This is a genomic window from Streptomyces sp. TSRI0107 (genome assembly GCF_001905845.1).
In the GTDB taxonomy this organism is placed as follows: Bacteria; Actinomycetota; Actinomycetes; order Streptomycetales; family Streptomycetaceae; genus Streptomyces.
Genome location: NZ_LIVZ01000007.1, coordinates 270,024 through 286,700 on the forward strand (window position 1 = coordinate 270,024; position 16,677 = coordinate 286,700).

The window sequence follows — 16,677 nt, forward strand, 5'->3', positions numbered from 1 at the left end:
GCCCTTCGAGCCCTGGACAGTGGGGGCATGGTCACCGCAGTACGCCACCTCGGCCCCAACTGGTACGCCTCCGTGATGGGGACCGCCGTCGTCGCCACGGCCGGCGCCACGCTCCCCCTGCCCGGCCAGGGCGCGCGCACCGCCTGCACCGCCGTGTGGGCTCTCGCCCTCGTCGTACTGGTGACCCTGCTCGCCGCCCGCGCCCTGCACTGGATCCACCACCGCGACCAGGCCCGCGCCCACCTCCTCGACGCGGCCGCCGCCCCCTTCTACGGCTGCCTGGCCATGGCCCTGGTGTCGGTGGGCGGCGGCGCCCTGTCCCTCGGCCGGGACTGGACCGGCGCGACGGCGGCGGTCGCGCTCGGCGCCGCCCTGTACACGGCCGGTACGGCGGTGGGGCTGGCCTCGGCGGTCGCCGTCCCGTACCTGATGGCCGTACGGCATCGCGTGGAGCCCCACCAGGCGACGCCCGTGTGGCTGCTGCCGCTGGTCGCGCCGATGGTGTCGGCGGCGGTCGGGCCGCTGCTGGTGCCGCATCTGCCGCCCGGCCAGGCCCGGCAGACGCTGCTGTTCGCCTGTGTCGCGCTGTTCGGGCTGAGCATGCTCGCGACGCTGCTCATGCTGCCGCTGGTCTTCGCCCGGCTGATCACCGCCGGCCCGCTGCCCCTGGCGCTGACCCCGACCCTCTTCCTGGTGCTGGGGCCGCTGGGCCAGTCCACCACCGCGGTCGGCATGTTCGCCGACGTCGCCCCCGGCGTCGTCCCGGCCTCGTTCGGCGACGGGTTCGCGGTGCTCGCCGTGCTGTACGGGGTGCCGGTCATGGGGTTCGCGCTGCTGTGGCTGGGGCTTGCCACCGCGCACGTGGTGCGGGCCCGGCGGCAGGGCATGGGCTTCTCCCTGACCTGGTGGGCGTTCACGTTCCCCGTCGGCACCTGCGTCACCGGCACCGAGTCGCTGGCCCGGCACACCGGGCTGGTCGTCTTCCAGGGGATCGCCGTTCTGCTGTACGGCCTGCTGGTCGCCGCCTGGGCCACCGCCGCCGTACGCACGGCGCACGGGCTGCTCAGCGGACGGCTGCTCGCAGCGCCGCGCCCAGCACCCGCGGCGCCTCGGCGAGCGACGGCCCGTACCACGTCAGGTGCCGTCCGCTGACCAGCGCGCAGGGCAGCTGGGGGAAGGCCTCGGGACCGTCGTCCGGGGTGAATCGGTACGGCTCGTCGGGCAGCACGACCACGTCCGGGCGGGCCGCGACCAGCTCGTCCACGGGGACACGCGGGTAGCGGTCGGCGTGGCCGGCGTACAGGTGGTCGACACCGAGCCGCGCGAGCACGTCGCCCGCGAAGGTGTCCCGGCCCAGCACCATCCAGGGCCGCCGCCAGACCGGTACGACGGCCGTCGTACGGCGTTCCGGTGCGGGCGGCGCCGACCAGGCCGCCTCCGCCTCGTCCAGCCAGCGAGGCCGGCCGGGCGCCCCGCACGCGGCCAGCACCCGGGCCAGCTCCCGGAAGGCCCCCGGCACGTCCCGCACCTCGGTCACCAGCACCTCGACGCCCGCCGCGCGCAGGGCGTCCAGGTCGGGGGCGCGGTTCTCCTCCTCGTTGGCGATCACCAGGTCCGGGGCGAGCGCGACGATCCGCTCGACGGCGGGGTTCTTGGTGCCACCGACGCGGGACACGTCCAGGTCCGCCGGATGGCTGCACCAGTCGGTGGCCCCGGCCAGCACCCCCGGCACGGACACCGCCACCGCCTCGGTCAGCGACGGCACCAGCGAGACGACCCGCACTACCGGGGCCGGTCCTGCACGGCCTCGATGTGCTCGGCGACGGCGACGACGAGGACCCGGGTCTCCGGCACGGTGGCCCGCCAGCGGTGCCGCACGCCGCCGGTGAGGTACAGCGTGTCGCCCCGGCCCAGCCGGTACGCGCGGCCCTCCGCCTCGATCTCGACCGCGCCGTCCGCGACGTACATCAGCTGGTCGTTGCGGTGCTGGAACTCACGGCCCGCGTCGTGGTCGCCGGTGAACTCGGAGGCGTGCATCTGGTGGTGGCCGCGGACCAGGGAGCGCACCTGCGGGTCGGGCGCCGGCTCGGTCTCCTCGGCGCGCACCACGTCGACACTGCACGCCGGGTCGGCGGCGGCCAGGAGCTCGACCGCGGTGGTGCGCAGGGCGTCGGCGACCTTCTCCAGGGAGCTGCGGCTGGGCCGCGCCCTGTCGTTCTCGACCTGGCTCAGGAAGGGCACCGACAGGCCGCTGCGTTCGGCCACGACGGCGAGGGTGAGCTCCAGGGCCCGGCGCCGCCGCCGGACGGCCGCGCCCACCCGAAGGGGCTGTTCTTTGTGGTCGCCCATCGCTCCGGCTCCCTCCTTCGCTCGTCGTCGCGGATCGTCTGTCCGGTCGTCCCGGCGCGTTCATGCCGATGAGTACTTCTCTGCACCCTACGCATGTTCGGCAAACCGTTTCATGCGCCCGTCACATCGACGACACGTCGCGCGGGGTGCGACCTCACAGTTCGCGCCAGTGGATCAGCTCCTGTGAACGCGCCGGGCCGGAGGCTCCTCCTCCGGGACGAAGAGGCTGCCCAGCGGGGGCGGGCGGCTCGTGGGGCGGTGATCGGCGCCGGGCCGCCGGGATGTGGCCGTGCGCCTGCCGGCTTCCGGGATCCCGCTCAGTTCAATGCGGGCCCGGGCCCCGATGTTCCCGCCGCCCGGACGTCCGGGCCTGGGCGAGGGCGTAGCGCTTCGTGGTTGTCCGGATCCTTGTCGTCGGCGCCTGCGCCGTGCGGCGTACCTCATGCCGCGAGGGGCGGGCCGCACCACACGGATCGTGTGGGTGGCCCGCCCCTCGTCCCGGCGGCCGGTGTCCGTCAGGTCACCCGGCCGCCTGGCTCCTGCCCTGGCCGTCGACCGGCGCCCACTGGTCCACCAGGCCGGGGTTCTGCTTCAGCCAGGCGCGGACGGCGTCCTGCTCCCCGCCCTTGCCGGCCTTCTGGATCCGCGCCTCCAGTCCGGTGAGCTGCTTCTCGGTCATCGAGAAGTCGTTCAGCCACCGGCCGACCTCGGGGTTCTCGTCGGCGAAGCCCTTGCGGGCCAGGGTGTGCACGCCGTCGCCCTCGCCCCAGGCGCCCTTGGGGTCCTTCAGCTTCTTCAGGTCGTAGTCGCTGTACGCCCAGTGCGGTGACCACAGGGTGACGACGATCGGCTGCTTCTTGGCGTACGCGCGCTTCAGCTCGGCGAGCATCGCGGGCGTGGAGCCGTCGACGACGTCGTAGTCGCCCTTCAGGCCGTACTCCTCGAGGACCTTGTCCTTGAGCAGGCCCATCATTCCGGCGCTGGGCTCGATGCCGACGATCTTGCCGCCGAAGTCGTCGGCGTGCTTCTTGAGGTCGTCGAGGGTGTTGACGTCCTTCATGTACGCCGGAACGGTCAGTTCCAGGGAGGTCGGGCCGTACCACTTGCCGAGGTCGTCGAGCTGCTTGCCGTACTTCTTCCAGTACTCGGCGTGCGTCGTCGGCAGCCAGGAGTCGGTCTGGAAGTCGACTTGGCCGGTGGCGAGGCCGGTGTAGAGCGGGCCGGCCGCGTACTGGGTGGTCGTCACGTCGAAGCCGCGCTGCTCCAGGATCTCCTTCCAGAGGTACGTGGAGGCGATGCCCTCGTCCCACGGGATGTACCCGATGGTGATCTCCCTGCCCTTGCCGACGTCCGAGGCGGAGGCCTCGGCGGTGCCGGCGGAGGAGCCGAAGACGCCCATGCCGCCCGCGACCAGGGCGAGCACGGCCACGCCGACGACCGGGACGGCCGGGCGGGGGCGGTAGGTCCACACCTTCTGGCGGCCCGCCACCCGGGCCTTCGCGGCGGCGCGGCGGCCGAGCGGGGAGATCTGCGTGCCGAGGGCGCTGGTCATCCGGTCCAGGTAGATGGCGAGGACGACGATGGCGACGCCCGCCTCGAAGCCGTAGCCGATCTCCAGCTGGCCGATCGCCTCGTTGACCGCGCCGCCGAGGCCGCCGGTGCCGGCCATGCCGGCGATGACGACCATGGACAGGCCCAGCATGATCACCTGGTTGACGCCCGCCATGATGGTCGGCAGGGCGAGCGGCAGCTGCACCCGCAGCAGGGTGTCACGCGGCGTGGTGCCGAACGCCTCGGCGGCCTCGACCAGCTCCTTGTCGACCTGGCGGATGCCCAGCTCGGTCATCCGGACGCCGGGGGCGATCGCGAAGATCAGCGTGGCGATGACGCCGGCGGCGGTGCCCAGTCCGAAGAAGAGGATGGCGGGGATCAGCAGCACCATCGACGGCATGGTCTGGAGCAGGTCCAGGACCGGCCGTACGATCGCGCTGACCCGCCGGGAACGTGCCGCCCAGATGCCCAGCGGGACGGCGATCACCAGGGCGATGACGGTCGCGACGAGTACCAGGGACAGGGTCGACATGGCCCGTTCCCACAGGCCGAGCGAGTCGACCAGGGCGAAGCCCGCGAAGGCCAGGACGCCCGCGACGAGACCGCGCAGCCACCAGGCCAGGACGGCGAGGATGCCGGCGAGCAGCAGCGGCTCGGGCGCGTTCAGTACGGCGTCGATGCCGTCGTACATGCCTTCGACCACCGTCTTGACGGCGTCGAAGAGCCAGGAGACGTGGGCCAGCAGCCAGTCGACACCGGAGTCGACCCAGTCGCCGAGACGCAGCCTAGGCATGGGCGGTCACCTTCCCGTCCGGGTTGTCGCAGGGCGCGGGACCGGCCGTCTCGTCGCCGAGGAAGCCGAGCAGCCGCTGCCGCGGCACGACGCCGACGACCCGGTTCGCCTCGTCCACGACCGACACGCGGTGCGACAGCCGGGCGCTGATCGCGCACAGCTCCGCGAACGGCGTCTCGGGGGTCGCGGTCTCGCAGCGGCAGAGGGGGCCGTCGCCGGTGACGGAGGTGTCCATGATCGCGCCCGCGGTGAGCACCCGGGAGCGGTCGACGTCCTGGATGAAGGAGGCCACGTAGTCGTTCTCGGGGCGCAGCAGGATGTCCTCGGCGCTGCCGGTCTGCACGATCCGGCCGTCGCGCATCACGGCGATGCGGTCGCCGAGGCGCATGGCCTCGTTCAGGTCGTGGGTGATGAACACGATCGTCTTCTTCAGCGTCCGCTGCAGGGTGAGCAGCTGATCCTGCATGTCACGGCGGATCAGCGGGTCCAGTGCGCTGAAGGACTCGTCCATCAGGAGCAGGTCGGCGTCGGTGGCGAGCGCGCGGGCCAGGCCGACGCGCTGCTGCATGCCGCCGGACAGCTCGTCCGGCCAGGACTTCTCCCAGCCGGCCAGACCGCACAGAGCCAGCGCCTCGCCGGCGCGCTGCTCGCGCTCGGCGCGGGGCACGCCCTGCACGGCCAGGCCGTAGGCGGCGTTCTCGAGCACGCTGCGGTGCGGGAAGAGCGCGAAGTGCTGGAAGACCATGCTGATCTTGCGGGCGCGGACCTCGCGCAGCTCGCGGTCGCCGAGCGCGGTCAGGTCCTGGCCGTCGAAGCGGACGGCTCCGGCGGTCGGTTCGAGCAGACCGTTGAGCATGCGCAGCAGGGTGGACTTGCCGGATCCGGAGAGGCCCATGACGACGAAGATCTGACCGGGCTCCACCGTGAAGGAGGCGTCGATCACGGCGGCGGTGGTGCCGTCGGCACGCAGTTCCTCGCGGTCCGCGCCGGCGCGGAGCCGGTCGACCGCCTGGTCCGGTCGTCTGCCGAACACCTTGTACAGATGCTCGGCCTCAAGCCTGGATGACACACGTACCTCTCGTCATGGACGGCGACAAAACAGAGCGATGGGGGCACACGTAACAGTTGAACGCGCAACCGGCATCGCTCAGGGGCGGCGCCTGCCCGGCTCCCCTCACCCCAAACTCACAAGTGGCCCAGTTCACGGGGTAGGCGCAGGGCGCAACGCGTTGCCGCGTCGCCGTTACGGGCGGGGCTGTCGGTGGCGTACGGCATGATGCGAGGCGTGACCGGACGACTGATGCTCCTCGACACCGCCTCGCTCTACTTCCGCGCCTACTTCGGCGTCCCGGAGTCCGTGAAGGCCCCGGACGGCACGCCGGTGAACGCCGTGCGCGGACTGCTGGAATTCATCGACCGCCTGGTCCGGGACCACCGCCCCGAACACCTCGTGGCCTGCATGGACGCCGACTGGCGCCCGAAGTGGCGGGTCGACCTGATCCCGTCCTACAAGGCGCACCGGGTCGCCGAGGAACGCCCGGCGGGCCCGGACCAGGAGGAGGTGCCCGACACGCTGTCCCCGCAGGTGCCGGTCATCGAGGCGGTGCTCGACGCGCTCGGCATCGCCCGCGTGGGCGTCGCGGAGTACGAGGCGGACGACGTCATCGGCACCTTCACCGCGCGCGCCACCGGCCCGGTCGACATCGTCACCGGCGACCGCGACCTGTACCAGCTGGTGGACGACGCGCGCGGGGTGCGGGTGCTGTACCCGCTCAAGGGCGTCGGCACGCTCCAGGTGACCGACGAGGCATGGCTGCGCGAGAAGTACGGCGTCGACGGCAGCGGGTACGCCGATCTGGCACTGCTGCGCGGCGACCCCAGCGACGGCCTGCCCGGCGTGGCCGGCATCGGCGAGAAGACCGCCGCCAAGCTGCTCGCCGAGTTCGGCGACCTCGCCGGCATCCAGGCGGCGGCCGACGACCCCGGCGCCCGCCTCACCCCGACCCAGCGCAAGCGGCTGACCGAGGCCCGGCCGTACCTGGCGGTGGCCCCGAAGGTGGTCCGCGTGGCCACCGACGTCCCCCTGCCGGACGTCGACACCGCCCTCCCCCGCACCCCCCGCGACCCCGCGTCCCTCGACACCCTGGCCGACCGCTGGGGCCTGGGCGGCTCACTGCAGCGCCTGCTGGGGACGCTCGGGGCGTGAGCGCCGGTCCGGGAGCGGCCGGCGAGCGGGCTTGCGCCGCCGGCGGGAGGGCACTCGGGGCTCGCGGGTGGCCGTACGTGGCCGCGGCACAGGCGTGCGCCGGGTGTTCGTTGCGCGACACGCACACATAAAGACCGTATGGAGTGGTGTCAGCCGAGCGGGGGAAGGTGCTAACTTAGGTAAGCCTAAGTTCAGGGATCAGGGAGGCCGTCATGGCAGAACGTCCGGCCAGGAAGCCGCGGAGGGCCCACTCGGCCCAGGTCGTGCGCACCGAACGGCTCACCCCGCACATGCAGCGCGTGGTGCTCGGCGGTGAGGGCCTCGCGCAGTTCACCGCGGGCACCCACACCGATCACTACGTGAAGCTGCTGTTCCCGCCGAACGAGGGCATCACCTACCCGGAGCCGTTCGACCTGGAGCGGATCCGTGAGGAACTCCCCCGCGAGCAGTGGCCGGTGACCCGGACCTACACCGTGCGCGCCTGGGACCCGGAGGTGCGGGAACTGACCCTGGACTTCGTGCTGCACGGCGACGAGGGCCTGGCCGGCCCCTGGGCGATGCGCGTCCGGCCGGGCGACACCGTCCGCTTCATGGGACCCGGCGGCGCCTACGCCCCCGACCCCGACGCCGACTGGCATCTGCTCGCCGGTGACGAGAGCGCCCTGCCCGCCATCGCCGCCGCGCTGGAGGCACTGCCCGACGGCGCCGACGTCCGGGCCTTCATCGAGGTCGCCGGCCCCGAGGAGGAGCAGAAGATCAACTCCGACGCGGAGGTCGTCTGGCTGCACCGCGGCGACCGGCCCGTCGGCGAGGCCCTGGTGGCGGCCGTCCGCGCGCTGGACTTCCCGCAGGGCCGGGTGCACGCCTTCGTGCACGGCGAGGCCGCCTGCGTGAAGGAGCTGCGCCGGCTGCTGCGCGTCGAGCAACAGGTCCCCCGCGAGGACCTGTCGATCTCCGGCTACTGGCGTCTCGGCCACAACGAGGACGGCTGGCAGGCCTCCAAGCGGGACTGGAACGCGCGGATCGAGGCCGAGCAGGAGGGTGCGGACGCGTCCGCCGCGTGACCAGCCCCTACGCTGGAGCGCGATGAGACGCAGGACCCGTATTCCGCCCGCCCCGCTCCCCCAGCGCCAGGGGGTCGACCCGGTGCGGGTGCGGCTGCCCGCCGACGGCCCCTGGGCCACCGTCCGCGACCACCTCGTGGAGCGGCTCTCGGGCGCGGGTCCCGGCGTCGTCGACGGGATGTTCGAGGCCGGCGGGATCGTCAGGGCGGACGGTGCCGCGGTCGCCGCGGACACGCCGTACGAGCCGGGCATGTTCCTGTGGTTCCACCGGCAGCTGCCCGAAGAGGTGCCGGTGCCGTTCCCGCTGCGGATCGTGCACCGCGACGAGCACATCGTCGTCGTGGACAAGCCGCACTTCCTCGCCACCACCCCGCGCGGCAGCCATGTCACCGAGACCGTGCTGGCCCGGCTCCGCCGCGAGCTGGGCGTGCCCACGCTCGGCGCCGCGCACCGGCTGGACCGGCTCACCGCCGGGCTGGTGCTGTTCACCGTGCGGCCCGAGGAGCGAGGCGCATACCAGACACTGTTCCGGGACCGGCTGATACACAAGGAGTACGAGGCGGTCGCCCCGTACGATCCGTCGCTCGCCCTGCCCCGGACCGTGCGCAGCCGCATCGTCAAGGAGCGCGGCTCACTGACCGCCGTCGAGGTCGAGGGCGAGCCGAACGCGGTCAGCCGGATCGAGCTGCTCGGACACCGGGCCGGTCTCGCCCGGTACCGGCTGGTGCCGGGCACCGGGCAGACGCATCAGCTGCGGGTGCACATGAACGCGCTCGGCGTGCCGATCCTCGGCGACCCCCTCTACCCGGTGGTGACCGCCCCCGTCCCGCCCGGCGACTTCCGCAGCCCACTGCAACTGCTCGCGCGGGTGCTGGAGTTCACCGATCCGGTGACGGGGGTGGCGCACCGCTTCCGCAGTACGCGGACGCTCGCCGCCTGGCCCGGTCAGTAGCGGTCAGTAGCCGCCCCACCAGCGCCGGAACCGCTGCCAGAGGCCCTGCCTGGGAGCGGGCTCCGGCTCCGGTTCGGGCTCCGGCTGCGGCTGCGGCTCGGGCTGCGGGGCGGAGATCACCGGCTCCGGGAACGGCCGGTCCCATGTCTTCGGCGGGTTCGGCGTGTGGCTCGGCATCTGGTCCACGTCCTGCTGGAGCGTCGCCCCGAACCGCACCGGCAGCTGTACCAGATGGCGCGAGGCGATCGACTCCCGCCATTCCAGCTCGTCCTCCTCGCAGTCGAGCCGCACGTCCGGCAGCCGCCGCAGCAGGGCGTCGACACCGACGTCGGCGATGGCACGGCCGATGTTCTGGCCGGGGCACTCGTGCGGGCCGCCGCCGAAGGCGAGATGGGCGCGGTTGCCCATCATGTTGGCGCTCAGGTCGGGCCGGATCCGCGGGTCGACGTTGCCCGGCGCGGGCGCGAAGAGCAGCCCGTCGCCCTTGCGGATCTGCCGGCCGCCCAACTCGGTGTCCTGCTTGGCGAAGTAGGCGAAGACGGTGCTGAACGGCGGCTCGTCCCACAGGGACTGCTCGACGGCTTGGCCGACGGTCATCTGCCCGCCGTTCAGCTGGGCCCGGAAGCCCGGGTGGGTGAGCACCATGCGCAGCGCGTTGGAGAGCAGGTTGGCCGTGGCCTCGTAGGCGGCGATCAGCACCACCCGCAGGTGTTCCCTGACCTCGTCGTCGGTGAGCCCGGCCGGGTCGGCGACGAGGAGACCGGCGATGTCCTCGTCGGGCTCGGCCCGGCGGCGGGCGGTGAGCCGGCCCAGGGCCTCCATGATGTAGGCGTTGCTGGCGATCGCGGTCTCGGTGCCCTTGAGCATGTCGCGGGCGGCGTGCACGATCCGGTCGTTGTACTCCTGGGGCATGCCCAGCAGCTCGCACATCACGGCCATCGGCAGGTACTCGGCGTACTGGTGGACCAGGTCGGCCTCGCCGCGCTCGCAGAACTTGTTCACCAGTTCCTGGGCGTAGCGGTAGATGTGCTGGCGCAGGTGGCGGTGGTTGATGGGCGCCATGGCGTTGGTGACCGCGCCGCGCAGCCGCCGGTGTTCGTCGCCCTCGGCGTGGGAGCAGATGGGCTGCCAGGCGATGTGCGGCATGAGCGGGTGGTCGGGTTTGACCCGGCCCTCCAGGAGCGGGGTCCAGATCCGGCTGTCCCGGCTGAAGACCGCGGGCGTGCCGACCAGCCGCAGGTTCTCGGCGTGGCCGAGGACGACCCAGATCGGCACGTCGTCGTGGAGCAGCGCGGGCGCCACCGGGCCGTGCTCCTCGCGCATCTCCTCGTACAGAGAGCGCAGGTCGATCGGTCCGGGGCCGTAGAGCCGGTTCATTCCGCCGCGGCCGATGCCGTGCGCGGGGCATCCGGGGGGCGGGTCGAGGGTGAGGCCGTCCGTACCGGTGGTGGTGGGGATGTCAGACGTCACGGTGGGTCGCTTTCCAGGCTTTCGGGGAGGGGCGTCAGGTGAGCCGGCCGGTCAGGGCGAGGGAGTGCAGGAAGCGCATCAGGGTCATCAGGACGTCCCGGCTGGAGGCCCGGCGGCGGACGTCGCAGTCGATGATGGGGATCTCCGGGGCGATGTCGAGTGCCTTGCGCAGTTCGTCGAGGGGGTAACGGGGCGCGTCGGGGAAGGAGTTGACGGCCACCACGAACGGCACACCGCGCTCCTCCAGCCGCCCCATCACGTCGAAGCTGACCTCCAGGCGCCGGGTGTCGACGAGGACGACCGCGCCGAGGGCACCCTCGAACAGGCCGTTCCACAGGAACCAGAACCGCTCCTGGCCGGGGGTGCCGAACAGGTACAGCACGAGTTGCTCGGAGATGCTGATCCGGCCGAAGTCCATCGCCACGGTGGTGGCGGTCTTGGTTTCGGAGCCGAAGTTGTCGTCGACCCCGATACCGGCCTGCGTCATGGTCTCCTCGGTGGTCAGCGGCCGGATCTCGCTGACCGAACCGACCATGGTGGTCTTGCCGACCCCGAAACCGCCGACGATCACGATCTTCACCGCGGCCTGTGCCGTGTGCGGCAGCTGGTCCTCGGCGCGTGGGCCGGGAATGGTGTCAGAGCTTTTGAAGTCCATGCATCACCGCTTCGAGGAGGGAACGGTCAGGAAGCTCCTGGCGGACGATCGGGGCGCGCGCCTGCACCAGTCCGGCCGCCAGCAGGTCGGTCAGCAGGACGGAGACCACACTGAACGGCAGCGCGAGGTAGGCGGACAGCTCGGCCCCGGAGAGCGGGGCCTCGCACAGTCTGAGCAGCGCGGCCTGCTCGGGCGGCAGCGAGGTGGGCGGGGTGCCGCGCGCCACGATCAGCGTGACCAGGTCCATCTCGGCGGGAATGCCGCCCTCGCCGATCAGGTACAGCCGCTCGGGGTTCTTGCCCTCGCCTTCCTTGGGGGGCGCCGGGTCGGGTTCCTGCTGCGGGTGGCGCCTCTGGCGTTGCGGAGGAGTCATACGGACTGCCCGTTCCGCCGGGGCGGACTGGTCAGATGGGTGCCGAGCCGCAGGACCAGGTCACGCATCCGGCCGCTCATCAGCCCCGGGTCGGTGCGCACGTCGGCGAGCACGGCGAGATAGGCGTTGGCGCCGGCGGACATCAGGTAGAAGTAGCCGCCGTCCACCTCGATGACGAGCAGCCGCATCTCGCTCTTCTCGCTGGCCTGGATCTCGTCGGTGATGGCGTGGGCGAGGCTCTGCATGCCGGCGCAGGCGGCGGCGACACGGTCCGCGGCGTCGGGGTCGCCGCCGTAGCGCGCGATCCGCAGTCCGTCGGCGGACAGCACCACGATCATCTCGATGCCGATGGTCCCGTCGACGAGGTCCCGGAGCATCCAGTCGATGTTCCCTCGCTGCTGAATCACGTGAGGTCCCCCTCGTCGTCGGCCTCGGTGCGGGCCGTTTCGTCCTTGTCGTCCTTGTTCTCGTCGAGCAGGTGCAGATACGCGGTGGGGTTGCGGGTGAAGGCGGTCGGGTCACCCGGGTTGTTCTTCCGCAGGCCCGCCCAGAAGGACTCGACCCACAGGCCGGGCGGCGGCAGTTCCTTCTCGGGCTCCGGCTCCGGCTCGGGCTCGGCCGGCGCCCACGGGTCCTGCCTGGCCCGTTCGGCGGCCCGCTCGGCCGCCTCCTTCACGGTCTGGTCGAACGCCGCCTCCTCGGCGATCCGCTGGCTGAGCGGGGTCTTGACCCGGCTGCGGCGCTGCGGCAGGCCTTGCTCGGTCCACTCGGTGACCACGGGGATGTCGTCCTCCATGGACACCGTGGCGGGGATGCGCGGGTTGGTGGGGCGGCGGATCTTGGGCTTGCGCGCGGGACCGGCGAGCGCGCCCTTCGGGCGATCCGCGACGGACTGGGCGCCGATGCCGTGCGGGACGAAGCCGAGCACGCCGGGTTCGTCGGTCATCATGTTCCGCGGCACGACGAGCACCGCGCGCAGACCGCCGTACGCCGAGGAGCGCAGGGAGATCTGCATGTTGTGTTCCTTGCACAGACGGCCGACGACGGCGAAGCCCAGCTGGGGAATGTCCGTGATCACCTCGAGGTCGGTGCCGTCCATGGCCTTCTCCAGCAGCCCCTCGAGCCGCAGCCTGGACTCCTCGTTGAGGTCGGGGCCGCAGTCCTCCATCTCGATGGCCACGCCGTACTGCACCTCGTGCGCGGTGACGTGCACCTGGGTGGTCGGCGGCGAGTAGCGGGTGGCGTTGTCGAGGATCTCCGCGCAGGCGTGGATGATCGGCTCGACCGCGGTGCCCTTGATGTTGACCTTGGCGATGGACTTCAGGTCGATGCGCTTGTACTCGAGGATGCGGGACATGGCGCCGCGCAGCACGCTGTAGAGCGCGACGGGCTGGGGCCACTGGCGTGCGGGGCGGCCGCCGCCGAGCACGGAGACGGTGTCGGCGAGGCGGCCGATCAGGGCGTTGCCGTGGTCGATGCGCAGCAGGTCCTGGAAGACCTCGTGGTTGCGGCCGTGGTCCTCCTCCATCTCGCGGAGTTCCTTGGCCTGCTGGTGGACGATGGCCTGGACGCGCTGGGCGACGTGGACGAAGGAGCGCTGGGCTCCGTCGCGCATGACCGCCTCGCTGTCGACGGCCTTGAGCACCTGGCGCAGCAGGGAGGCGTGCAGCGCGCCGAGCTGGCGGAACGCCGGGACGTGCCGCTCCAGGCGGATGAACACCTCCCTGGGGGGCAGGCCCTTGCGCGTCATGTGCAGGGCGGTGGGCAGGATCTCCTCGGTGAGCACCACGAGGACCTGGTCCCGGTCGGCCAGGCGCTGTTCCAGTTGCGCGCTGCGCCGGGCGTGTTCGTCCTGCTGGGCGCGGAGCGCGCGACCGCGGCGGGCCGCCTCGGCCGCCGTCAGCACGACCAGCAGCGTGGCGATGCCGCCGCACAGGCCGACCGCGAGCCGCGCCGAGTGCGCCACCACGGCGACGGCGGCTCCGGTCGCCGCCGCCATCACTATGGCCGGTGGCAACAGCACACGCGCGTAGGGGAGTTCACGGCGTCGGGGCGGGGGTTGAACACTCACCATGTGGGCCCTCTGAAACGAATCGGCTGGGTGTCGGGCGAGCTTGCGGGGGGAAGAGTCATGGAAATGTCTGGGTAATCAAGACGATTGGGAACAGACGCACGAATACACCGCAACTCGGTGCGCTGCGGGCGAGCTTAGTCCGACCGGATCATCGCCGTGTCATATTCAGCAACCGCCTGAAACGGGCCGCGGGCACGGAGTACGCTCGATTTCATTTACACGCCAAGAGATCACTCGCGCACCCTGCGTAACAGCGAACGGGCATACGAAAGCCGTTCACCCGGGAGGGTGAACGGCTTTCGTGAGACCCTTCGGAGGCGCGGCGAACCGCGGTCAGCCCACCGACGAGTAGGCGACGACGCCCCGCAGCAGCCCGTCGACCGCCTTGCGCGCGGCCTTCGGCACGGTCGACCCCTCCGCGGGGGCCGCCGCCTGGATCTGCCCGAGCACGTCGATGACCTGCTTGCACCACCGCACGAAGTCACCGGCCGGCATCTCCGCCTCGCGCAGCACCTCGTCGAGGCCCTTGCCGGAGGCCCACATGTACGCGGCCCAGGCGAACCCGAGATCCGGCTCCCGCTGCCCGACGCCCTCGGTCTGGTTGATGCGGTACTCCTCCTCCAAGGCGTCCAGCCGCCCCCAGATCCGCACCATCTCGCCGAGCGCTGCCTTCGCCTTGCCGGACGGCAGCTTCGGGGCGAGCGCGTCGTCACCGACCCGCGCCTCGTACACCAACGCCGAGACGCACGCGGCGAGTTCGGCCGGGCCGAGCCCTTCCCAGACCCCGGCGCGCAGGCACTCGCTGGCCAGCAGGTCCAGCTCGCCGTAGAGCCGGGCGAGCCGCTTGCCGTGCTCGGTGACCTCGTTGTCGCGCAGATAGTCCAGCTCGGTCAGCAGCGCGACGATCCGGTCGAAGGTCCGCGCAATGGTGTTGGTGCGCCCCTCGATGCGGCGCTCCAGCTGCTTGGTGTCCCGCAGCAGCCGGTGGTACCGCTCGGCCCAGCGCGCGTGGTCCTCACGGTCGTTGCACCCGTGACACGGGTGCGCCCTGAGCGCCGCCCGCAGCCGGGCGATCTCCCGGTCGTCCGCGGCCTGCGAGCGGCGCTTGCGGTGCCGGTCGGGCGCGATGTGCCCGGCCTTGCTGCGCAGCGCGGACGCCAGGTCCCGGCGCGACTGCGGCGAGCGCGGGTTGAACGAGCGCGGGATCCGCATCCGGTCCAGCGGCTCCACCGGCACCGGGAAGTCCATCGACGCCAGCCGCTTGACCTGCCGTTCGGCGGTGAGCACCAGCGGGCGCGGCCCGTCGTGGTGCTCGAGGCCCCGGTGCCCGTTGGACCGCCCGGCCGGCAGCCCCGGGTCGAGCACCAGCGCCAGCCCGGCGTACTTCCCGGTCGGCACATGGATGACGTCGCCGGGCTTGAGCCGCTCCAGCGCGACGGCGGCCTCGGCGCGCCGCTGCGCCGCGCCCTGCCGGGCCAGCTCGGTCTCACGGTCCTTCAGCTCACGGCGCAGTCGCGCGTACTCCTCGAAGTCGCCGAGGTGGCAGGTCATGGACTCCTTGTAGCCGTCCAGCCCCTCCTCGTTGCGCTGCACCTGCCGGGAGATGCCGACGACCGACTTGTCGGCCTGGAACTGGGCGAACGACGTCTCCAGCAGCTCGCGCGAGCGGTGCCGCCCGAACTGCTCGACCAGGTTGACCGCCATGTTGTACGACGGCTTGAAGCTGGAGCGCAGCGGATACGTCCGGGTGCCCGCGAGGCCCGCCAGGTGCTCGGGGCTCATGCCGCGCTGCCACAGCACGACCGCGTGACCCTCGACGTCGATGCCGCGCCGCCCGGCGCGGCCGGTCAGCTGGGTGTACTCGCCCGGGGTGATGTCGGCGTGCTGCTCGCCGTTCCACTTGACCAGCTTCTCCAGCACCACCGACCGCGCGGGCATGTTGATGCCCAGCGCCAGCGTCTCGGTGGCGAAGACGGCCTTGACCAGCCCGCGGACGAACAGTTCCTCGACGACCTCCTTGAACGTCGGCAGCATGCCCGCGTGATGGGCGGCGATACCGCGCTCCAGGCCCTCCAGCCACTCGTAGTACCCGAGGACGTGCAGGTCCTCCGGCGGGATCGACGAGGTGCGTTCCTCGACCAGCGACCGCACCTGTTCCCGCGCCGCCTCGTCGTTGAGCCGCAGTCCGGCGTACAGGCACTGCTGGACGGCGGCCTCGCAGGCGGCGCGGCTGAAGATGAAGGTGATCGCCGGGAGCAGCCCCTCGGCGTCCAGCCGCTCGATGACCTCGGGCCGGCTCGGCGTCCACACGCGTGAGCGCTGCCGCCGCTCCCGCTCCCGGTCGGCCTCGCGCATCGCCCGGCCGCGCCTGCGGTCCTGGAACGAGGGCCGGGTGGCCTCCATGCGCGCCATGCGCGTGAGGTCGGGGTTGACGGCCTTGCGGTGGCCCTCGCCCTCCTCGAACAGGTCGTACATCCGGCGCCCGGCGAGGACGTGCTGGAACAGCGGGACGGGCCGGTGCTCGGAGACGATCACCTCGGTGTCGCCGCGGACGGTGTCCAGCCAGTCGCCGAACTCCTCCGCGTTGGACACGGTCGCCGACAGTGACACCAGCGTCACGGACTCGGGCAGGTGGATGATCACCTCTTCCCAGACGGCGCCGCGGAAGCGGTCGGAGAGGTAGTGCACCTCGTCCATGACCACGTAGCCCAGGCCGAGGAGGGTCTGCGAGCCCGCGTACAGCATGTTCCGCAGCACCTCGGTGGTCATCACGACCACCGGGGCGCCGGAGTTGACGCTGTTGTCGCCGGTGAGCAGGCCGACCTTCTCCGTGCCGTAGCGGCGGCACAGGTCGTTGTACTTCTGGTTCGACAGCGCCTTGATGGGCGTCGTGTAGAAGCACTTCTTGCCCTGTCGCAGGGCGAGGTGGACGGCGAACTCGCCCACGATCGTCTTGCCCGAGCCGGTGGGAGCGGCCACCAGCACGCCCTTGCCCGCCTCCAGGGCCTGGCAGGCCTCGATCTGGAAGGGGTCGAGACCGAAGTCGTACATCTCGCGGAAGGACGCGAGCGCGGTGGCCTGCTCGGCTGCCCGCCTGCGGGCTGCCGCGTACCGCTCGGCCGGTGAGAGGTCCTGTGTCATCGTGCTTTCGAGCGTACCGGGCCGCACTGACAACAGGACGATCATTATC

At 71.9% G+C, this 16,677-nt stretch carries 14 protein-coding genes; 4 read left to right on the forward strand and 10 right to left on the reverse strand.

The window, feature by feature from the left end; all coding sequences use genetic code 11:
- Window positions 1–27 precede the first annotated feature (27 nt).
- A complete protein-coding gene (locus AMK31_RS20505) occupies window positions 28–1,152 on the forward strand; it encodes a TDT family transporter (protein ID WP_073942034.1) in 1,125 nt (374 codons plus the stop codon).
- Here the strand turns inward: AMK31_RS20505 and AMK31_RS20510 are convergent.
- The 4 genes from AMK31_RS20510 to AMK31_RS20525 all read right to left on the reverse strand — a co-directional run bounded on the left by AMK31_RS20510 (window position 1,064) and on the right by AMK31_RS20525 (window position 5,762).
- On the reverse strand, window positions 1,064–1,783 hold the full coding sequence (locus AMK31_RS20510) for a helical backbone metal receptor (protein ID WP_073942035.1): 720 nt from the start codon (window positions 1,781–1,783) through the stop codon (window positions 1,064–1,066). The two genes, AMK31_RS20505 and AMK31_RS20510, sit on opposite strands and share 89 nt — an antisense overlap.
- Window positions 1,783–2,349, reverse strand: coding sequence for a helix-turn-helix domain-containing protein (locus AMK31_RS20515; protein ID WP_073942036.1), 567 nt, complete (start codon window positions 2,347–2,349; stop codon window positions 1,783–1,785). The genes AMK31_RS20510 and AMK31_RS20515 overlap by 1 nt, the downstream gene beginning before the upstream one ends.
- Before the next feature lie 520 nt (window positions 2,350–2,869).
- Complete coding sequence (locus AMK31_RS20520; RefSeq protein WP_073942037.1) at window positions 2,870–4,693, reverse strand: ABC transporter permease/substrate binding protein; 1,824 nt, start codon at window positions 4,691–4,693, stop codon at window positions 2,870–2,872.
- Window positions 4,686–5,762 carry a quaternary amine ABC transporter ATP-binding protein gene (locus tag AMK31_RS20525; protein WP_073942038.1) on the reverse strand — a complete coding sequence of 359 codons (1,077 nt, stop codon included), beginning with the start codon at window positions 5,760–5,762 and terminating at the stop codon, window positions 4,686–4,688. The genes AMK31_RS20520 and AMK31_RS20525 overlap by 8 nt, the downstream gene beginning before the upstream one ends.
- Before the next feature lie 207 nt (window positions 5,763–5,969).
- Here AMK31_RS20525 and AMK31_RS20530 point away from each other — a divergent pair, with 207 nt between their 5' ends.
- The 3 genes from AMK31_RS20530 to AMK31_RS20540 all read left to right on the forward strand — a co-directional run bounded on the left by AMK31_RS20530 (window position 5,970) and on the right by AMK31_RS20540 (window position 8,915).
- Entirely contained in the window at window positions 5,970–6,899 is a 930-nt protein-coding gene (locus AMK31_RS20530; RefSeq protein WP_241842695.1) for a 5'-3' exonuclease, read from the forward strand.
- A 212-nt stretch (window positions 6,900–7,111) separates the two neighbouring features.
- A complete protein-coding gene (locus AMK31_RS20535) occupies window positions 7,112–7,963 on the forward strand; it encodes a siderophore-interacting protein (RefSeq protein ID WP_073942040.1) in 852 nt (283 codons plus the stop codon).
- A gap of 22 nt (window positions 7,964–7,985) precedes the next feature.
- A complete protein-coding gene (locus tag AMK31_RS20540; protein WP_073942041.1) occupies window positions 7,986–8,915 on the forward strand; it encodes an RluA family pseudouridine synthase in 930 nt (309 codons plus the stop codon).
- Window positions 8,916–8,918: 3 nt separating this feature from the next.
- Here AMK31_RS20540 and AMK31_RS20545 read toward each other — a convergent pair whose 3' ends face one another.
- The 6 genes from AMK31_RS20545 to AMK31_RS20570 all read right to left on the reverse strand — a co-directional run bounded on the left by AMK31_RS20545 (window position 8,919) and on the right by AMK31_RS20570 (window position 16,673).
- Window positions 8,919–10,385, reverse strand: a complete 1,467-nt coding sequence (locus AMK31_RS20545) for a cytochrome P450 (RefSeq protein WP_073942042.1) — start codon at window positions 10,383–10,385, stop codon at window positions 8,919–8,921.
- 34 nt (window positions 10,386–10,419) lie between these two features.
- Window positions 10,420–11,040 carry a GTP-binding protein gene (locus AMK31_RS20550; protein WP_073942043.1) on the reverse strand — a complete coding sequence of 207 codons (621 nt, stop codon included), beginning with the start codon at window positions 11,038–11,040 and terminating at the stop codon, window positions 10,420–10,422.
- Complete coding sequence (locus tag AMK31_RS20555; RefSeq protein WP_073942044.1) at window positions 11,021–11,413, reverse strand: DUF742 domain-containing protein; 393 nt, start codon at window positions 11,411–11,413, stop codon at window positions 11,021–11,023. The genes AMK31_RS20550 and AMK31_RS20555 overlap by 20 nt, the downstream gene beginning before the upstream one ends.
- A complete protein-coding gene (locus AMK31_RS20560; RefSeq protein WP_073942045.1) occupies window positions 11,410–11,820 on the reverse strand; it encodes a roadblock/LC7 domain-containing protein in 411 nt (136 codons plus the stop codon). The genes AMK31_RS20555 and AMK31_RS20560 overlap by 4 nt, the downstream gene beginning before the upstream one ends.
- Window positions 11,817–13,487 carry an ATP-binding protein gene (locus tag AMK31_RS20565; RefSeq protein WP_107468669.1) on the reverse strand — a complete coding sequence of 557 codons (1,671 nt, stop codon included), beginning with the start codon at window positions 13,485–13,487 and terminating at the stop codon, window positions 11,817–11,819. Before AMK31_RS20565 ends, AMK31_RS20560 begins: the two co-directional genes overlap by 4 nt.
- A 333-nt stretch (window positions 13,488–13,820) precedes the next feature.
- A complete protein-coding gene (locus AMK31_RS20570; RefSeq protein WP_073942047.1) occupies window positions 13,821–16,673 on the reverse strand; it encodes a DEAD/DEAH box helicase in 2,853 nt (950 codons plus the stop codon).
- Between the last annotated feature and the right edge of the window lie 4 nt (window positions 16,674–16,677).